The sequence below is a fragment of the Halomonas sp. GD1P12 genome (assembly GCF_025725645.1).
GTDB lineage: Bacteria > Pseudomonadota > Gammaproteobacteria > Pseudomonadales > Halomonadaceae > Vreelandella.
The window spans coordinates 565270-582211 of the sequence record NZ_CP107007.1; the positions used below are offsets into that span (position 1 = coordinate 565270).

At 62.6% G+C, this 16942-nt stretch carries 19 protein-coding genes; 4 read left to right on the plus strand and 15 right to left on the minus strand.

Annotated features, from left to right (window positions below):
* Positions 1 to 39 precede the first annotated feature (39 nt).
* Positions 40 to 219 carry a PLDc N-terminal domain-containing protein gene (locus OCT39_RS02685; RefSeq protein WP_089713609.1) on the plus strand — a complete coding sequence of 60 codons (180 nt, stop codon included), beginning with the start codon at positions 40 to 42 and terminating at the stop codon, positions 217 to 219.
* A gap of 126 nt (positions 220 to 345) precedes the next feature.
* On the opposite strand, the gene OCT39_RS02690 is transcribed toward OCT39_RS02685, so the two are convergent.
* Entirely contained in the window at positions 346 to 486 is a 141-nt protein-coding gene (locus OCT39_RS02690) for a hypothetical protein (RefSeq protein ID WP_263586162.1), read from the minus strand.
* Positions 487 to 746: 260 nt separating this feature from the next.
* Here OCT39_RS02690 and OCT39_RS02695 point away from each other — a divergent pair, with 260 nt between their 5' ends.
* Both OCT39_RS02695 and OCT39_RS02700 read left to right on the plus strand, forming a co-directional pair.
* A complete protein-coding gene (locus OCT39_RS02695; protein WP_263586163.1) occupies positions 747 to 1454 on the plus strand; it encodes a winged helix-turn-helix domain-containing protein in 708 nt (235 codons plus the stop codon).
* A 47-nt stretch (positions 1455 to 1501) separates the two neighbouring features.
* Entirely contained in the window at positions 1502 to 3109 is a 1608-nt protein-coding gene (locus OCT39_RS02700) for an ATP-binding protein (protein ID WP_263586164.1), read from the plus strand.
* Here OCT39_RS02700 and OCT39_RS02705 read toward each other — a convergent pair.
* The 3 genes from OCT39_RS02705 to hemB all read right to left on the minus strand — a co-directional run bounded on the left by OCT39_RS02705 (position 3072) and on the right by hemB (position 7435).
* A complete protein-coding gene (locus OCT39_RS02705; protein ID WP_263586165.1) occupies positions 3072 to 4010 on the minus strand; it encodes a LysR family transcriptional regulator in 939 nt (312 codons plus the stop codon). The two genes, OCT39_RS02700 and OCT39_RS02705, sit on opposite strands and share 38 nt — an antisense overlap.
* Before the next feature lie 105 nt (positions 4011 to 4115).
* A complete protein-coding gene (ppk1, locus tag OCT39_RS02710) occupies positions 4116 to 6308 on the minus strand; it encodes a polyphosphate kinase 1 (protein ID WP_263586166.1) in 2193 nt (730 codons plus the stop codon).
* A gap of 113 nt (positions 6309 to 6421) precedes the next feature.
* Positions 6422 to 7435 (minus strand): porphobilinogen synthase, encoded by a 1014-nt coding sequence (hemB, locus tag OCT39_RS02715; protein ID WP_263586167.1) that lies wholly within the window; start codon positions 7433 to 7435, stop codon positions 6422 to 6424.
* Positions 7436 to 7600: 165 nt separating this feature from the next.
* Here hemB and elbB point away from each other — a divergent pair, with 165 nt between their 5' ends.
* On the plus strand, positions 7601 to 8272 hold the full coding sequence (elbB, locus tag OCT39_RS02720; RefSeq protein WP_263586168.1) for an isoprenoid biosynthesis glyoxalase ElbB: 672 nt from the start codon (positions 7601 to 7603) through the stop codon (positions 8270 to 8272).
* 153 nt (positions 8273 to 8425) lie between these two features.
* Here the strand turns inward: elbB and tatC are convergent, their stop codons facing one another.
* The 11 genes from tatC to OCT39_RS02775 all read right to left on the minus strand — a co-directional run bounded on the left by tatC (position 8426) and on the right by OCT39_RS02775 (position 16940).
* Complete coding sequence (gene tatC, locus OCT39_RS02725; RefSeq protein WP_263586169.1) at positions 8426 to 9226, minus strand: twin-arginine translocase subunit TatC; 801 nt, start codon at positions 9224 to 9226, stop codon at positions 8426 to 8428.
* Complete coding sequence (tatB, locus tag OCT39_RS02730; RefSeq protein WP_263586170.1) at positions 9223 to 9645, minus strand: Sec-independent protein translocase protein TatB; 423 nt, start codon at positions 9643 to 9645, stop codon at positions 9223 to 9225. The genes tatC and tatB overlap by 4 nt, the downstream gene beginning before the upstream one ends.
* Positions 9646 to 9648: 3 nt before the next feature.
* Complete coding sequence (gene tatA / locus OCT39_RS02735; RefSeq protein ID WP_263586171.1) at positions 9649 to 9918, minus strand: Sec-independent protein translocase subunit TatA; 270 nt, start codon at positions 9916 to 9918, stop codon at positions 9649 to 9651.
* Between the two features lie 57 nt (positions 9919 to 9975).
* A complete protein-coding gene (locus OCT39_RS02740) occupies positions 9976 to 10320 on the minus strand; it encodes a phosphoribosyl-ATP diphosphatase (protein ID WP_252106235.1) in 345 nt (114 codons plus the stop codon).
* An 80-nt stretch (positions 10321 to 10400) separates the two neighbouring features.
* On the minus strand, positions 10401 to 12023 hold the full coding sequence (gene ubiB, locus OCT39_RS02745; protein ID WP_263586172.1) for a ubiquinone biosynthesis regulatory protein kinase UbiB: 1623 nt from the start codon (positions 12021 to 12023) through the stop codon (positions 10401 to 10403).
* The gene (locus OCT39_RS02750; protein ID WP_263586173.1) at positions 12020 to 12691 is read right to left on the minus strand and encodes an SCP2 domain-containing protein; all 672 of its coding nucleotides are present in this window, start codon (positions 12689 to 12691) and stop codon (positions 12020 to 12022) included. The genes ubiB and OCT39_RS02750 overlap by 4 nt, the downstream gene beginning before the upstream one ends.
* A 52-nt stretch (positions 12692 to 12743) precedes the next feature.
* Positions 12744 to 13499: a bifunctional demethylmenaquinone methyltransferase/2-methoxy-6-polyprenyl-1,4-benzoquinol methylase UbiE gene (ubiE, locus tag OCT39_RS02755; RefSeq protein ID WP_263586174.1), complete on the minus strand. Its 756-nt coding sequence runs from the start codon at positions 13497 to 13499 to the stop codon at positions 12744 to 12746.
* Between the two features lie 166 nt (positions 13500 to 13665).
* The gene (locus OCT39_RS02760; protein WP_263586175.1) at positions 13666 to 14049 is read right to left on the minus strand and encodes a DUF971 domain-containing protein; all 384 of its coding nucleotides are present in this window, start codon (positions 14047 to 14049) and stop codon (positions 13666 to 13668) included.
* A 109-nt stretch (positions 14050 to 14158) separates the two neighbouring features.
* Complete coding sequence (gene hslU, locus OCT39_RS02765; protein WP_263586176.1) at positions 14159 to 15481, minus strand: ATP-dependent protease ATPase subunit HslU; 1323 nt, start codon at positions 15479 to 15481, stop codon at positions 14159 to 14161.
* A gap of 10 nt (positions 15482 to 15491) precedes the next feature.
* Positions 15492 to 16025: an ATP-dependent protease subunit HslV gene (hslV, locus tag OCT39_RS02770; RefSeq protein WP_252106241.1), complete on the minus strand. Its 534-nt coding sequence runs from the start codon at positions 16023 to 16025 to the stop codon at positions 15492 to 15494.
* Positions 16026 to 16202: 177 nt separating this feature from the next.
* Positions 16203 to 16940: an SPOR domain-containing protein gene (locus OCT39_RS02775; RefSeq protein WP_263586177.1), complete on the minus strand. Its 738-nt coding sequence runs from the start codon at positions 16938 to 16940 to the stop codon at positions 16203 to 16205.
* Positions 16941 to 16942: the final 2 nt, after the last annotated feature.

Below are 16942 nucleotides of genomic sequence, written 5' to 3' on the forward strand. Positions count from 1 at the left end.
CGGGTCACACAGGGATATCAGTACACAAGGAGAGTCGTTATGGGAATCGAAGTCGGCGGTCTGCTGGGCCTCATCTGGTTAATCATCGTGATCTGGGCGATCGTGAAAGTCGCCAAAAGTTCGGCGGGCGGTCTTGCCAAGCTGATCTGGATCCTGGTGCTGCTGTTTTTCCCGCTCATCGGACTCATCATCTGGTTCTTGTTCGGGCCCAAGGGATAGCGCCGTTACCGCAACATGAAAAAAAGCAGGCCCGTGCGGGCCTGCTTTTTTTGTGCCTGTCGAACTTTCGTGCCCGTAAAGCCTGGGCGAGCCGAACCTGTTTAGCAGGTCAAGGCGCCTGAGCCGTCAATGCTGAGCGTTGTCGTCGCTGGACGGCGGGGCCTTGTAGTGGCCCGGAATGGTCAGCTTTTCACCGTTGGGCAAATCGCGGACCTGGGTGGGTACATAAATTCGTTTGATGACGCTTTTGGTCTTGTGAGTACTCATCATTCTCTCCTGCCAGTAGCCAAATGAAAGGTTGACAACCGAGTGAGCCCACATTATCGCGGCGCAAAACGGTAATCAAGCGGGGGCGGGGGAGAAATCACGTGCCGTGCGTGAAAATGCGTATCAATGCCCTCTTGCAATTTAAGGCACAAACGTTAATAAATGGTAAGCAAGTGTTACCATGGAAGGGGGCTCCATGTTATTAAGACAAGCTGGGCCACTGAGGCAATGATCCATTATCAAGGAAGCGGGAGCCGCTCATGAACGACTGTCCCGATAAAGACCACGTGCTCATCATCGAAGACGATCAGCGACTGGCCGGGTTAACCCGCGACTATCTGGAAAACAACGGTTTCAAGGTCACCGTGGAAGCCGACGGTGGCAAAGGGGTCGAGCGCATTCTCGAGCTGCAGCCGGATCTGGTGATTCTGGATCTGATGCTGCCCGGGGAAGATGGTCTGTCGATCTGCCGGCGGGTTCGCCATAATTTCGCCGGGCCGATCATGATGCTGACCGCCCGCACCGACGATCTGGATCAGGTGCTGGGACTTGAGATGGGCGCCGACGACTACGTGCCCAAACCCGTACAGCCGCGCGTATTGTTGGCCCGCATGCGCGCGTTGATGCGCCGCGCCGACGCGCCCGCCGCCCCCAACGGCGAAGTAAGGCTTCAGTTTTCCAATCTGGATATCGATAGCGCCACCCGCGAGGCGTTTCTGGACGGTGAGCGTATCGATCTGACCAGCGCCGAGTTCGATCTTCTCTGGCTATTGGCGCGCAATGCCGGCAACGTTTTGACCCGGGAAGAGATCTTCAGCGATCTGCGCGGCATCAAGTACGACGGCCAGGACCGTTCTATCGACGTGCGTGTGTCGCGTATTCGACCCAAGATCGGCGACGACCCCCATCAGCCGCACCGTATCAAGACCGTTCGCAGCAAGGGCTACCTCTTTGTCAAGGATAGCTGACGGCGCCGGCGCCTTCGTGGCGAACGCGTATCCACGAGGTAGGGCTCATGCCGCGCGTGCCTAGCCAGGGCTCCTTTCTACGCTTTTACGTGCTGTTGGGCCTGGCCCTGTGCATCGTCTTTTTGATCTCCATCGGCGGGCGTACGTTCATCGAGCAGGTGCGCCGCGAAGAGTTTCGTGAAGAGCTGGCAAGCTTGCCCATGACGCTGATGACCCGCCAGCTTGCCGCGCTCGCGCCCGAACGCCGCGCCGAGCGGCTGGAAACCTTCGCCCGTCAGTTCGGCATGCAGCTGACCCTCATTCCCGTGTCGGACGCGGCGCCTGGTTATTTCGAGGCCGCCCGACTCAAGCGCGGTCGCCCGGTGATCGACGAGGACCCCTGGCAGCTTAGCCAGCTCATTCCCGGCGGTTCGTTTGAGCAGGGAACGCTTTTGAGCGCGACCCTCATGGGCTGGAGCGAGCGTCAGTGGCAGGCAAGCGTGGCGTTGCTCGGCGACTGGCTCGGCCAAACGCCACAGGACGAGCGCCCGGCGCTGCTCTCCGAGCTGCGCTTGCCCCACTGGCCGCTGACGCTGTTGACGACGCTGCCCGAAGACCTGACGACCGTTCAACGCCAGGCGCTGGCGCGCGGCGAGGTCGTGACAAGGCTGGTCACCGAGCAGCTGACGCTATCGTTTGTCTATCGCGTACCCGAAAGCGACCAGTGGTTGAAGGTCGGCCCGATTCCACGCCACGAAACCATGCCGCTGGGGCTTCACCTGCCCCTTCTCATCGGCGTCATGGCGGTGCTGAGTCTGATCATCTATCTGATCATGCGCAGCATCGAGGCGCGCATGGCGCGTTTGGAGCTTGCAGCGACACGTATTGCCAGCGGCCGGCTCGAAACCCGCGTGAAGGTCGAAAGCGGCGACTTTTTAGGCCGGTTGGGCATGGCCTTCAACGCCATGGCAAGCCAGGTACAGACGCTGTTGAAAGGCCAGCAGGAGATGATTCGCGCGGTATCCCACGAGCTGAGAACGCCGGTGGCGCGCATTCGCTTCGCCGTGCAGATGGTCGAGGACATGACCGAAGAGCCCTCGATTCGCCATCAGCTCCAGGGGATCGACGCCGACATTGCCGAGCTCGACGACCTGGTCGACGAGATTTTGACCTACGCCCGTTTGGGCGGCGGGCCGGACCACGGCGATCCGCTGGATATGGTGCCGGTGGAGTGCTCGGCCATGGCGAACCGCGTGATCGACGCGCTGACGCCGCTGCACAAGTCGCTTTCGATCACGCTCGAAGCGGATAGCGAAATAGAGCTTCTGGCCGAGCCGCGCTATCTGCAGCGGGCGCTGCAAAACCTGGTCAGCAACGCCTGCCGCCACGGGCGCAGCCAGGTCGTCATTCGGGTGTGGGACGAGCCGCAGCTGGTGCGCTTCGACGTCGAGGACGATGGCCCAGGCGTTCCGGTAGAGGCGCGCAGCGACATCTTCAAACCCTTTGCGCGGCTGGACGACAGTCGCGCGCGAAGCTCCGGCGGCTATGGCCTGGGGCTCTCTATCGTGCAGAAAGTCATGTCCGGGCACGGTGGCAGCGTCACCGTCGATGAAAGCCCGAAGCTCGGCGGCGCGCGCTTTACGCTGTTGATTCCTCGTCGGGAGTCGCCGGCTTGACGCCGCTGAGCACCGCAAACGAGGTTTCTCGCGCGGTGCGCAGAAAATCGCGCATCCAGGGCGTGGCGCGGGTTTCCTCGCGAATCGCCGCGAACAGCGTGCTCCAGATCCCCGTTTCACCAAGCGTCACTGCGCTTACGTAGTCGCGCTCCAGATACTCGGTCAGCGCCCAGTTGGGCAGCGCGCACACGCCGCGCCCGCTGGCCACCAGCTGCATCATCATGATGGTGAGCTCAGCGGTGCGAATCTCTTTAGGGCGCACCTGGGCGGGGCTCAGAAACTGGGTGAAGACGTCCAGCCGTGAATGCTCCACCGGATAGGTGATCAGCGTCTCATCGGCGAGCTCCTGAGGGGTGACGAAGCTCTTTTTGGCGAAGGGGTGCTGGCGCGCCACGGCCAGAAGGCCTTCGTAGCGAAACAGCGGCGCGTAATGAATGCCGTCGATCGGCTGGGGGTCGGCGGTGATCACCAGATCGAGCTGCTCTCGGGCCAGCGCCGGCAGCGGGTCGAAGTGGTGGCCGCTCGGGATATCGATTTCGATTTCCGGCCAGTGATCGCGAAAGTAGTCCACCGTTGGCATCAGCCACTGAAAGCAGCTGTGGCACTCGATCGCCATGTGAAGCCGGCCCTGCTCGGTGCCGGCCAGCCGCGCCAGATCGCGCTCGGCGCGGCGCACTGCAGGCAGAAGCTCGTCGGCCAGCGCAAGAAGGCGAAGCCCCGCGCGAGTGAACTCCACCGGGCGCGTCTTGCGCACGAACAACGGGCTTGCCACCCGATTTTCCAGATCCTTCAACTGATGCGACAGCGCCGACTGGGTAAGGTGAACGCGCTCGGCGGCCTCGACCAGCGAGCCGGTTTCGCGAAGCGCGATCAGAGTGCGCAAATGGCGTAGTTCGAGCATGGTAAAAATTCACGATTAAGAATGAACAGTTGAGTCATGTTCATTCTAAGCCAGAGTACGCCATAACACATCCTACTCTCTCACTGACGCCTCACTCACACCTCGCTAGCTTTTCGACGCATAGGCGTACAGCAGCGTTTCCTGAGCGCTGATGGGGTCGCTTTTACCCGGGCTTTGCAGGTGGTAGCTGCCGTCGCTTTCGAGTATCCAGCTCTGGCAGTTGTCCACCAGATAGGTCTCTAAATCCTTGCGCACGCGGTTGGCGAGCTTCTTGTCCTTGAGCAGAAAGCAGGTCTCGACCCGGTGGAACATGTTGCGCGTCATGAAGTCGGCGCTGGCGCACCAGGTTTCCGGCTTGCCGCCGTTGTGAAAGTGGAACACCCGGGTGTGTTCGAGAAACCGGCCGATGATCGAGCGCACGCGAATGTTCTCCGACACCCCCTTCACCCCCGGGCGAAGGCTGCACATGCCGCGAATGATCAGATCGCACTCCACGCCGGCCTGGGAGGCGCGGTAGAGCGCCTTGATCAGCTTGGGCTCGGTCAGCGAGTTGCACTTGATGATGATATGGCCGCGTTTGCCGCGGGCGGCGAACTGGGCCTCGCGATCGATCATTTCGATCAGCCGCGCGTGCAGCGTGAAGGGGGCGTGGAGCAGGGTGTCGATCTTGCGCGTCTGGCCCATGCCGGAAAGCTGCTGGAAGACTCTATGAACGTCGGCGCAAAGCGCCTGATTGGCGGTCATGAGGCTGTAATCGGTATAGAGCCTGGCGGTTTTGGCGTGGTAGTTGCCGGTACCCAAATGCGCGTAGTGTCTGAGCTCCCCGCCTTCGCGGCGCACGATGTGGATCATCTTGGCGTGAGTCTTGTAAGCCATGATGCCGTAGATCACGATCGCACCGGCCTCCTGCAGGCGCGAGGCGAGCTGCAGGTTGTCGGCTTCGTCGAATCGCGCGCGCAGCTCGATCACCACGGTCACTTCCTTGCCCTGGCTTGCCGCCTCCACCAGGGCGCCGACGATGGAGGAGTCCGCGCCGGTGCGATAAAGCGTCTGCTTGATCGCCAACACGTCCGGGTCGCGAGCCGCCTCGCGCAGCAGATCCTCGATCGGCGAGAACGCCTGGAACGGGTGATGCAGCAAAATGTCCTGCTGGCGGATAGCGCTAAAGAGGCTACCCTCCTTCAGCCCCTTGGGAATGCTCGGGGTAAAGGGGCGATACACAAGCTCCGGGCGGTCGACGTCGCCCAGCACCGACATCATGCGCGTCAGGTTCACCGGTCCTTCGACGCGGTACAGGTCGTCCTCGGTGAGGTCGAACTGGCGCAGTAAAAAGCCGGTCAGCCCTTCGGGGCAGTTGTTGGCCACCTCCAGGCGTACGCCGCTGCCGTAGCGTCGTGCCAGAAGCTCGCCCCTGAGCGCCGAAGCGAGATCGGACACCTCCTCCGGGTCGACGCTCAGATCCGCGTTACGGGTCAAGCGGAACTGGTAGCAGCCCAGCACGCGCATGCCGGGAAAAAGCTCATCGGCGTGCGCGTGAATCATCGACGAAAGAAAGACGTACTCGGAGAAGCCTTCAGAACAGAGCTCTTTGGGCAGTGCGATCAGGCGCGGCAGCGAGCGCGGGGCGGGCAGGATCGCCATGCCGCCGGCGCGGCCGAAGGCGTCCTTGCCTTCGAGCTCGACGATGAAGTTAAGGCTCTTGTTCACAAGTCGTGGAAACGGGTGCGACGGATCGAGGCCGATCGGGCTGATCACCGGCATGATTTCGCGATCGAAAAATGCGCGCACCCAGGCGCGCTGCTCGTCACACCACTGGTCGCGGCGGCGAAAGCGCAGCCCCTGGGCTTCCAGCGCCGGAAGCAGGGTATTGTTGAGAATTTGATACTGGCGGCGAATCTGGCGATGCGCGGTATCGGAGATTTCGGCCAGCACTGCCTTGGGCAGTCGGCCGTCGGCGGAGGCGGCGTTGTCGTTGAGCGCCACCTGGTGTTTCAGCCCGGCCACACGAATCTCGAAGAACTCGTCCATGTTCGAGGAGAAGATCAGCAGAAACATCAGCCGGTTCAACAGCGGGTGTGCGTCGTCGAGGGCCTGTTCGAGCACGCGGATGTTGAACTGCAGATGCGAAAGCTCGCGGTTGAAGTAGAGCGCCGGGTCGTCCAGGTCGGTCTGGCCGAGCGCCTCCTTCGCCTGAACGCCGGTGGGGGTGCGGTTGATACGAAGCGGAAGGCTCTCGCCTTCAGCGCTTGACGTATCAATACCGGAAGGCGGTGTCGCGTCTGACGTTTGCATCTCCATGACGAATTCCCCGCAGAATGGGCGGCGCGCTTTGTCGGCGCTTTCCTTGACCTTAGTGTGTTGCGCCCGATTCTGCAGGAGAAAGATGACAGTTGCGTGTCACGCGCGCCCGGTTAGCGCTTCGCGCTTAGTAGCCGCGCGGCGTCGAGGGCGAAGTAGGTCAGGATGCCGTCGGCGCCGGCGCGCTTGAAGCACATGAGTGACTCGAGGATCACCGCGTCGGCGTCGAGCCAGCCGTTATCGAACGCACCGCGGTGCATGGCGTACTCGCCGCTCACCTGGTAGGCGAAGGTGGGTACGCCAAGTTCGCTCTTGACCCGGCGCACCACGTCCAGATAAGGCATGCCGGGCTTGACCATCACCATGTCGGCGCCCTCAGAAATATCGAGCGCGACCTCGTGGATTGCCTCGTCGGTATTGGCCGGGTCCATCTGATAAGTGCGTTTGTCGGCCTTACCCAGATTGCCCGCCGAGCCCACCGCGTCGCGAAACGGGCCGTAGTAGGCCGAGGCGTACTTTGCGCTGTAAGCCATGATGCGAATGTTGTGCAGGTTGTCCTGCTCGAGCACCCGGCGAATGGCGCCGATGCGTCCATCCATCATGTCCGAGGGGGCCAGCACATCGGCGCCGGCTTCGGCGTGGGACAGCGCCTGCTTCAACAGCGTGTCGACGGTGCGGTCGTTCTGCACGTAGCCGTGCTCGTCGAGAATGCCGTCCTGACCGTGGCTGGTGTAGGGGTCCAGCGCCACGTCGGTGATGATGCCAAGCTCGGGCAGCGCCGCCTTGAGCGCGCGCACGCTTCGCTGGATCAGGCCGCCCGCGTTGTAAGCCTCTTCGGCGAACTCGCTTTTATGCTCGGGGCCGACCACGGGGAACAGCGCCAGCGCCGGAATGCCGAGCTCGAAGGCTTCGCGCGCCTGCTCGATCAGAAGATCGATGGAGAGGCGCTCGACGCCGGGCATGGAGGCGACGGCCTCGCGCTGATTCTCGCCTTCCAGTACGAACACCGGCAGGATGAGGTCACTGGGCGTCAGGGTGGATTCCTGCATCAGCCGGCGAGAAAAGTCGTCACGGCGCATGCGGCGCATGCGGGTGGCGGGAAACTGACGGGGGCCTGGTGTGCTCAAATGTACTCTCCGCTCGACGCTGACAAAAATGTCCGTGGCCTTGAGTATATCAGCCATGCTCTACGGCGAAAGCCGCCTTGTGGAGGGGGTGAAGAGTGATTAGAGTGTCGATTCCACTAAATCGCTCGCCGTTAGAGATCATGGGTATCACCAAGGGAGACAGGCATGAGCAAAAAAGTAGCAGTGATTCTGGCCGGCTGCGGCGCTTATGATGGATCGGAGATCCATGAGGCGACTCTTACGCTGTTGCGCCTCGACCAGCTCGGCATCGCCTACCGCGCCTTTGCGCCGGACATCGACCAGCATCACGTGATCAATCACCTCTCCCAGGAGGCCGAGGAAGGCGAGACGCGAAGCGTTCTGAAGGAGTCGGCGCGGCTCGTGCGCGGCGATATCCAGCCCATCACCGAGCTTAACGCCGATGACTTCGATGCGGTCATCGTCCCCGGCGGCTTCGGCGTGGCCAAAAACCTCTGCGACTTCGCCGAGAAGGGCGACGCCATGAGCGTGCTCGAAAGCCTCAAGGCCCCGCTTGCCGCTTTCAAGGAGGACGCCAAGCCGATCGGGTTGATGTGCATTGCGCCGGTACTGGTGCCAAGGCTTCTGGGCGACGGCATTTCGGTGACCATCGGGCGCGACCCGGGCGTGGCCGGGGCAATCAGCGCCATGGGCGGGCTGCACAAAAGCTGCGACGTCGACGATATCGTCGTCGACCTGGAGCATCAGGTTGTGACGACTCCTGCCTACATGCAGGCCAAAAGCATCGGCGAGGCCGCCACCGGCATCTTCAAACTGGTCGAGCGGCTCAACGACATGATCGATCAGGCCAAAAAGTAGCCGGCGCTAACGCTTTAGCACAGCGAAAAAAGCCTCTGCAGACGCAGAGGCTTTTTTTATGACGACACCGTGTATGACCACGATGTTTATTAAAACGATGTTTATTGCAGCGATGTTTATTACAGCGATGTTTATTACAACAAGGCAAAACGGCTACTCGCCGCTCTCCTCGGCCTCGGCGCGAAGCTGGCGCCGGCGCACGAGCCGGCCAAACAGCAGGCCCACCTCGTAGAGGAGGTACATCGGAATGGCCAACAGGCTCTGGGAGATGACGTCCGGCGGGGTGAGCAGCATGCCGACCACGAAGCACCCTAAAATGATGTAGGGGCGCTTTTGCGACAGGCTCTGCACCGTGGTAGCGCCGGAGAGAATCAGCAGGAAGGTGGCAATGGGGATCTCGAAGGCCACGCCGAAGGCGAAAAAGAGCTTCAGCACGAAGTTCAGGTACTGATTGATGTCGGTCATCACCGCCACGTTTTCTGGCCCGGTCTGGGTAAAAAACTCGAACAGCAGCGGGAAGACGACGTAGTAGGCGAAGGCCGCGCCGGCGTAAAAGAGTGCCACGCTCGACACCAGAATCGGAACCGCCAGCGCCTTTTCGTTATCGTAAAGCCCGGGCGCCACGAACGCCCAGGCCTGGTGAAGCACGAAGGGGATCGCCAGAAAGACCGCCACCACCAGCGTGAGCTTGAACGGCGCCAAAAACGGCGAGGCCACTTCCGTGGCGATCATCTGCGAGCCCGCCGGTAAAAGCGCGATCAAGGGCTCGGCGACGAAGCCGTAGATATCGTTGGCAAAGGCGTAGAGCGCCAGAAACATCACCAGCACCACCGCCACTGCCTTGATGAGCCGCGAGCGCAGCTCGATCAGATGCTCGACCAGCGGCGCCTGGCTTAAATCCTCGCGCGGGCGCTGGTCTTTATGCGAAGGCTGAGAGTCGCCCGGATTGCTCATGGCTGGGTGCGGTCCTTGTTCGGGTCGGCCTCGGCGGGCGGGGTGTCACTTGGCGGCGCCGGCGTCTCATGAACGCTTTCGAGCGCATCGTCTAACCGAGCGCTTGCACGGGCGGCGCGCTCTTCGGTGTCTTCGCTGGTTTGCTTCGAGTGCGAAGCGGGCGAGGCGATGCTTTCCACATCACGCTTGGCCTGCTTCAAGCTCTGGTCGAGCTTTTTCTGCTGTTCGCTGATTTTCTGGCGCAGCTCCTCGGCTTCGAGCTGGGCGCTGATTTCGCGCTGCATGCCGGATACCGTGCGCTTGATCTTACCGATCCACATGCCGGTGGTGCGCGCTGCCTTCGGCAGGCGCTCGGGGCCGAGTACCAGAAGCCCGACGATGCCGATCAGCAACAGTTCTAAAAAGCCGATATCCAGCATGGCTTACGGGCGCTCTTCGCGCTGCTGTTCGGCCTTGCGCTTCTCTTCGGCCTGCACGTCATAGGTATTGCCCGGCTCTTCGTGGGCGACCTTGGCAGCATCCTTCTCGGAGGCTTTCTCTTTTTCCTTGTCCTCTTCGCTCATCGCGCTTTTGAAACCCTTCACCGCGCCGCCAAGATCGGTGCCGACGTTGCGCAGTTTCTTGGTGCCGAAAATCAAAATGATGATGCCCAATACAATCAAGAGCTGCCAGATACTGATGCCACCTAACATGGTCGTTTCCTCATAAGGCCTTGGCGTAGAACGCGTGGAAAGGGCGCGGATGCTTGGCTAGCGGGACGCTTTTTCGTCGTGGCCGGAGACCCCGAAGCGCCGCGCAAGCTCGTCGAGTACGCGCTGATGGTCGAGCTCCAGGTGCGAGAGCATCACCATGCTATGAAACCATAGATCCGCGGTTTCGGCGATAAGTGCCTGGCGCGCCTGCTCATCGCCGTGTTCGGCGTCTCTGGCGGCCAGCACGGTTTCGAACGCTTCCTCGCCCACTTTCTCCAGAATCTTGTTGAGACCCTTGTGATGCAGCGAGGCGACATAGGACGCCTCGGGCGCTGCGTGGCGGCGCTCGGCAAGAACCTGGGCCAGGTGATCCAGAACGGGCGTGGTCGCGGTAGTGCTCATCGAAATCCTTGGCGTTGGCGCGAATCGAACCCGCGCAAGACGTGCGGGCGTGTCTTGGGGTTAGCGTATCACAAACGCCGTCACTGCCATAAAAGCAGTATCAGCCCGGCGGCCGCCGCGGCCAGCACCTGCCAGGGCTGCGCCAGCGCCCACTCGCCAAGCGGCTCCCAGGCAAGGGCCACGGCGACCAGCGCGATGCCAACGCGCAGGCGGTGGTGGCGCTTTTTCTGCTGGGTAAATTTCTCGTCGAGCCGGGTGATGGCGTGGGCCTGCTGATGACGCTGGCGGTGCTCCTGCTCCATGCGGCTAAGCGCCTGGTGGGCCAGCACCGGAAGCTCAGGCAACTGGTGGGAAAGCTCCGGTGCCTGGCGCTTGAGCGACTCCCAAAGCCCACCAATGCCGGCGCGCTCTTTCATCCACTGCTCGAGATAGGGCTTGGCCGTGCTCCATAGATCGAGTTCCGGGTAGAGCTGACGCCCCAGCCCCTCGATGTTCAGAAGCGTTTTTTGCAGCAGTACCAGCTGCGGCTGGACTTCCATATTGAAGCGTCGAGCGGTCTGGAAAAGCCCTAAAAGCACCTGGCCAAAGGAGATGTCCTTGAGCGGCTTTTCGAGAATCGGCTCGCACACGGTGCGAATGGCGGCGGCGAACTCGTTGGCGCGGGTATTTTCTCCTACCCAGCCGGATTCGATGTGAAGCGCCGCCACCTCGTAATAGTCCTGATGGAAAAACGCCAGCAGATTGCGCGCCAGATAATCCTGATCTTCCCGGGTGAGGCTTCCCACGATGCCGCAATCGATGGCGATGTACTGTGGGTCTTCCGGGTTGTCGGCGTTGACGAAGATGTTGCCCGGGTGCATGTCGGCGTGAAAGAAGTTGTCGCGAAATACCTGGGTGAAGAAAAGCTCGACGCCGCGCTCGGCGAGTTTCTTGAGGTTGACGCCTTGCTTGATCAGCGTGTCGAGATCCGCCACCGGCACGCCGCGAATGCGCTCCTGAACCATGACATGGCGCCGGGTGAAGGGCCAGTAAATGGTGGGCACGAACAGAAGCGCCGAATCCTTGAAGTTGCGCTTGAGCTGCGAGGTGTTGGCGGCTTCCTTGTAAAGGTCGAGCTCGTCAAACAGCGTCGATTCGTAGTCGCGGATGACCTCGACTGGACGCAGACGTCGCGCCTCGGGCACCCGGGCCATCAGCTTGGCGGCCCGGTACATCAATGCCATGTCCTGGCGCATCACCGCGTCGATACCGGGGCGGATGATCTTGACCACCACTTCTTCGCCGGTGTGAAGCGTGGCAGCGTGAACCTGGGCGATCGAGGCGGAGGCCAGCGGCGCGTGATCGAAGCGGGCAAAGGCCTCTTCGAGGGACATCTCGAGCTCACGCTCCACCCGCGCCACGGCGAGCTCGCCGGGAAACGGCGGCACCTGATCCTGCAGGCGTCTAAGCTCGTTGGAAATGTCGTCGGGCAAAAGGTCGCGCCGGGTGGAAAGCATCTGGCCGAACTTGATGAAGATCGGCCCCAGTGACTCCAGCGACAGGCGCAGGCGCTCGGCACGGGAGCGCTTGCCCACCGGAATCAGGCGCAGCGGCAAACACCACATCACCCCGCGCAGCCAAAGCGGCAGTCGCTCCATGGGGATCAGCGTATCGAGGCGGTGGCGCGCGATGACCCATAGAATCTTGAATAGCCGCAGGCTCATGTACAGCGCTCCCGAGCCTGGGCGGCGGCCTGGATGTCGAGACTCGCGTTCAGACGCCGCGTCAGGCGATCGAGGCGCGCTTCCAGGCGATCGGTGGCCATGTCCAGATCGGTCAGCGCGTCGCGCAGCACGTCGCGCTGCGCCCGGCCCGGCAGCATCCGCGCCTCCTCGAAAACGTACTCGGAGAGATCCTGTAACAGCTCGTCCTTGGCGCGCAGCCCGAAGCGGTTCAGGCGGCGAACGCCTTCGGCCAACGAGTGGGCGGGCGTGGCGCCGATCCAGCCGGCAAGCTCGCCTTCCCAGTCGAGCTCCAGATCGAAAAACAGATCGCGGGTCGCTTCCAAAAGGCCAATACGCCCGCGCACCGCGAGCTTGCTGTCGAACATCAGCCGCTCGATCGAGGCGCCGCTGAGCCACTCCGAAAACGTCTCCGGCGTGAGCTCGACGGTCGCATCCGCCTCGGCCTCGTTGACATCGTCACCGGGCAGCAGGTCGACGCCGGTTTCGTGGTAGGCGAGCAAAAGCGCCAAATGCGGTTTTTCGAGCCGGACCAGCAGCCGGCTGCCGGCGAGGGCTGCCAGCCGGTTGGGCGCGGCCGGGTCGCGGGCGAGCAGGGCATTCAGCGTGCGTTCGCATCCAGCCAGAAGCAGGGGCGGGGTCAATCGCATGCGCGCCTCGATTGTCGCGTCAATGGAGTGGGAGGCGTTGCGCTGCCAGGCGTCATAGCTTGATGCCGCGGTGAAGCGCGACGATACCGCCGGTGAGGTTGGTGTACTCCACCCGCTCGAGCCCGGCGGCTTCCATCATTGCCTGCAGCGTCGGTTGGTCCGGGTGCATGCGAATCGATTCGGCAAGATAGCGGTAGCTCTCGCCGTCCTTCGCCACCAGCTCGCCGATTTTCGGCAGAAAGCGAAACGAGTACTCGTCGTAGGCTTTGCTTAGAAGCGGATTGCCGGGCTTGGAGAACTCCAGCACCAGAAGCCGTCCGCCGGGCTTGAGCACGCGCGTCATGGAGCGCAGCGCGGCGTCCTTGTCGGTGACGTTACGAAGGCCAAAGGCGATGGTGATGCAGTCGAAGTGGTTGTCCGGGAAGGGCAGGTTCTCGGCGTTGGCCTGAACGTACTCGACGTTGCCGCCCACGCCCTGGTCGATCAGCTTGTCGCGGCCGACGTTCAGCATTGAGGCGTTGATATCGGCCAGCACCACCTTGCCGCGCGGGCCGACCATGCGCGAAAACTTGAGCGTCAGATCGCCGGTGCCGCCGGCGATGTCCAGCACCCGGTGGCCCGGGCGCACGCCGGAGCGCTCGATGGTCAGGCGCTTCCATACCCGGTGAATGCCGAAGGACATCAGGTCGTTCATGACGTCGTAGCGCGCGGCCACCGAGTGAAACACATCCGCTACCCGCGAGGCTTTCTCGTCGAGCGGGACTTCCTGATAGCCAAAATGGGTGGTGCGCTTTTGTGTGGGGCTCATGAGGCGACGGGCTCCCGAGTTCGAGGCGGATATCGATGATATGGCGATCATCGCTTGATAGGTTGGCTGTATTGTAGCCTTCTCCCAACGGTTTTGTCTGCGCCCGGGTCACTTAACCCAAGCGTGCGCTCGCGCGCAGCAAGACCGATTTTCAATACCTTGAGCCTCAAAGCTGTTTGAACTGAATGCCCGCCGGCTCGCGGGAGGCGCCGGCGTCGCTGAGCGCCTGCAGATACTTCGCCCAGTAGGCGTCCTGCTGAGTGGCGAGCTCTAACAGGTAGTCGTAGCTGTAGAGGCCGCTGTCGTGGCCGTCGTCGAAGTGAAGCTTGAGCGCGTAGTGGCCGACCTGGCTGATGTCCATCAGGCCCACGTCGCGCTTGCCGGTTTGCAGCACGGCGGTATCGGCGCCGTGGCCGCGCACCTCCGCCGACGGTGAGTAGACGCGCAGAAGCTCGACCGGCACGCGGTAGTGCCGATCGCCCGGGTAGGTGAGCTCCAGCAGGCGATTTTTCTTGTGATAGTGCACGTGGGTGGGAATCGGGCTTTCCATCGGGCTCTCCTGTTCAAGAGACGAACGGGGCATATAGACGAACGGGCGGGTGTCGCCACCCGCCCGTAAGGCGTAAAAACGGCACCTGCAACGCGCAGGTAGCTCGAGCTTACAGAATGTAGCGCGAGAGGTCCTCGTCGACCGCCAGCTCGCCAAGCTGCGCGTTGACGTAGTCGGCGTCGACCACCAGCGGGCTGTCCATATCGCCGCCCTTGAAGGAAGCCTCTTCGAGCAGGCGCTCCATCACGGTGTGCAGGCGCCGAGCGCCGATGTTCTCGGTGCCTTCGTTGACCTGCCAGGAGATCTCGGCGATGCGCTCGATACCGTCCTCGGTGAAGTCGACGTCCAGACCTTCGGTAGCGAGCAGCGCCTGGTACTGCTTGGTCAGCGAGGCCGAAGGCTCGGTCAGGATGCGCTTGAAGTCGTGGGGCGTGAGCGCATCGAGCTCGACGCGAATCGGCAGGCGGCCCTGAAGCTCCGGAATCAGATCGGAAGGCCGCGATAGGTGGAACGCGCCGGAGGCGATGAACAGAATGTGGTCAGTCTTGACCATGCCGTACTTGGTGGAAACGGTCGAGCCCTCGATCAGCGGCAGCAGATCGCGCTGCACGCCTTCGCGGGACACCTCGCCGCCGCTGGACTGGCCGCTGCCCTTGGCCACCTTATCGATCTCGTCCAAAAACACGATGCCGTGCTGCTCGACGGACTCTACCGCGCGGGCCTTGATCTCCTCCTCGTTGACGAGCTTTCCGGCTTCCTCGTCGCGCAAGAGCACCAGCGCCTCTTTCACCGTGACCTTGCGCTGCTCGCGCTTTTGCTGGCCCATGTTGGAGAACAGGCTTTGCAGCTGGCTGGTCATCTCCTCCATGCCCGGCGGGGTCATGATGTCGACGCCCTGGCCCTGGGATGAGACCTCGATCTCGATCTCCTTGTCGTCGAGCTGGCCTTCGCGGAGCTTCTTGCGAAACGACTGGCGGGTGGCGTTCTCTTCGCGCGGCTTGTCTTCCTGGCCGCGCGGCGGGGGCAGCAGGGCATCGAGCACGCGGTCTTCGGCGGCGTCCTCGGCGCGGTGACCGACCTCCTCCTTGGCGTGCTCGCGCACCATCTTGATCGCGGCTTCCATCAGGTCACGAATGATCGACTCGACGTCGCGGCCGACATAGCCCACCTCGGTGAACTTGGTCGCTTCCACCTTGATGAAAGGCGCGCGGGCGAGCTTGGCCAAACGGCGGGCGATTTCAGTCTTGCCCACGCCGGTCGGGCCGATCATCAGGATGTTCTTCGGCGTGACTTCCGGGCGCAGATCGGCATCGAGCTGCATGCGCCGCCAGCGGTTACGCAAAGCGATCGCCACGGCGCGCTTGGCGTCCTTCTGGCCGATGATGTACTGGTCGAGGGCGTGAACGATTTCGCGGGGTGTCATCTGGGTCATGAAAAAAGCCTCAACGGTCGTCGATGTTCAGCTCTTCGAGCGTGACGTGGTGATTGGTGAATACGCAGATGTCGCCCGCGATTTGCAGGGATTTTTCGGTGATTTCCCGCGCGCCGAGCTCGGTGTTTTCCAGAAGGGCGCGGGCGCTGGCCTGGGCGAAGTTGCCGCCAGAGCCGATGGCGATGATGCCGCGCTCCGGCTCGACGACGTCGCCGTTGCCGGTGATGATCAATGAGGCGCTGTGATCCGCCACGGCCAGAAGGGCCTCGAGCCGGCGCAGTGCGCGATCGGTGCGCCAGTCTTTTGCCAGCTCCACGGCGGCCTTGGTCAGATGGCCCTGATATTTCTCGAGCTGCGCCTCAAAACGCTCGAACAGCGTGAAGGCGTCCGCCGTGCCGCCGGCGAAGCCCGCGAGCACCTTGCCCCGATAGAGGCGGCGCACCTTGCTGGCGTTGCCCTTCATCACGGTGTTGCCAAGCGATACCTGGCCGTCGCCGGCGAGGGCGACCTGGTTGCCGCGGCGTACGGATACGATCGTGGTCATGGAGATGACTCCTTGAGGGAGAAAAGACTCCCGATAACTTATCGGCCGCCTGGCGGCCGCAACTAAAGCGCGTAAAAAACCTGAGCGATTCACCACAAAATGCGGGCGGTCGATAAAAAATCAACCGCCCGCATAGGGTTCTGCTTGGCTTTTATGGCCGCGCCCACGCGGGGCGCGCTAGTTTTGCAGCTGGATGAGCAGCGGCTCGATGCCCTGGGTCGCCATCAGGTCCTGGGCGCGGTTGAGCTCGCGAGTGTCCTCGTAAGGCCCGACCTGAACGCGGTGCCAGATATCGCCGCTGGCCTGCACTTCGGTGATCTGGGCCAACAGGCTCAGGTTGCGAAGTCGCGAGCGCAGCTGCTCGGCATCCCCTAACTCCTTGAACGACGCCGCCTGCAGCATGTAGCGGTTGGGCGTGGCGGGCGCTTGTGCCGCGGGCTCGGCGGGCGTTGCCGGGGCGCTTTGGGCCTGCTCCTCCGGGCGGGTGTTGGCGGCGATCACCTGGGCGATCGGGTCATCACCGGAGGCGCCGTCAGTATTGGAATCGGCTGGCGGCGCTTCCGGGCGATTGACCGTCGAGGGCAGCGCCCCACCCGGGGCGATGACTTCGGTTTCCGGCAGCAGGGTGTAGAACTCGAAGGTCGGCATCGAGGGCTCGGCGTCTCCTTCGGTCTGGCGCGCGGCGCTGCGCTCGTCGCTACCGGGCGGCTTTGGCAGCACCGTCGCCTCTGGCGTGGCATTTTGCTCCTGCCAGGGGGCGGTGCCGTGCTGATGCTGGGCCAGAAAGAACCCAACGGCGATACCGGCCAGCGCCCAGAGCCAGCCCGGCAGGCGAAAACCGCTGCCGGGCTCTTTCGGCGTCTTGCGCTGGCTGGTCGCTCCGCGACGGCTGGGCCGCTTGCGCGCTTTGGACATGG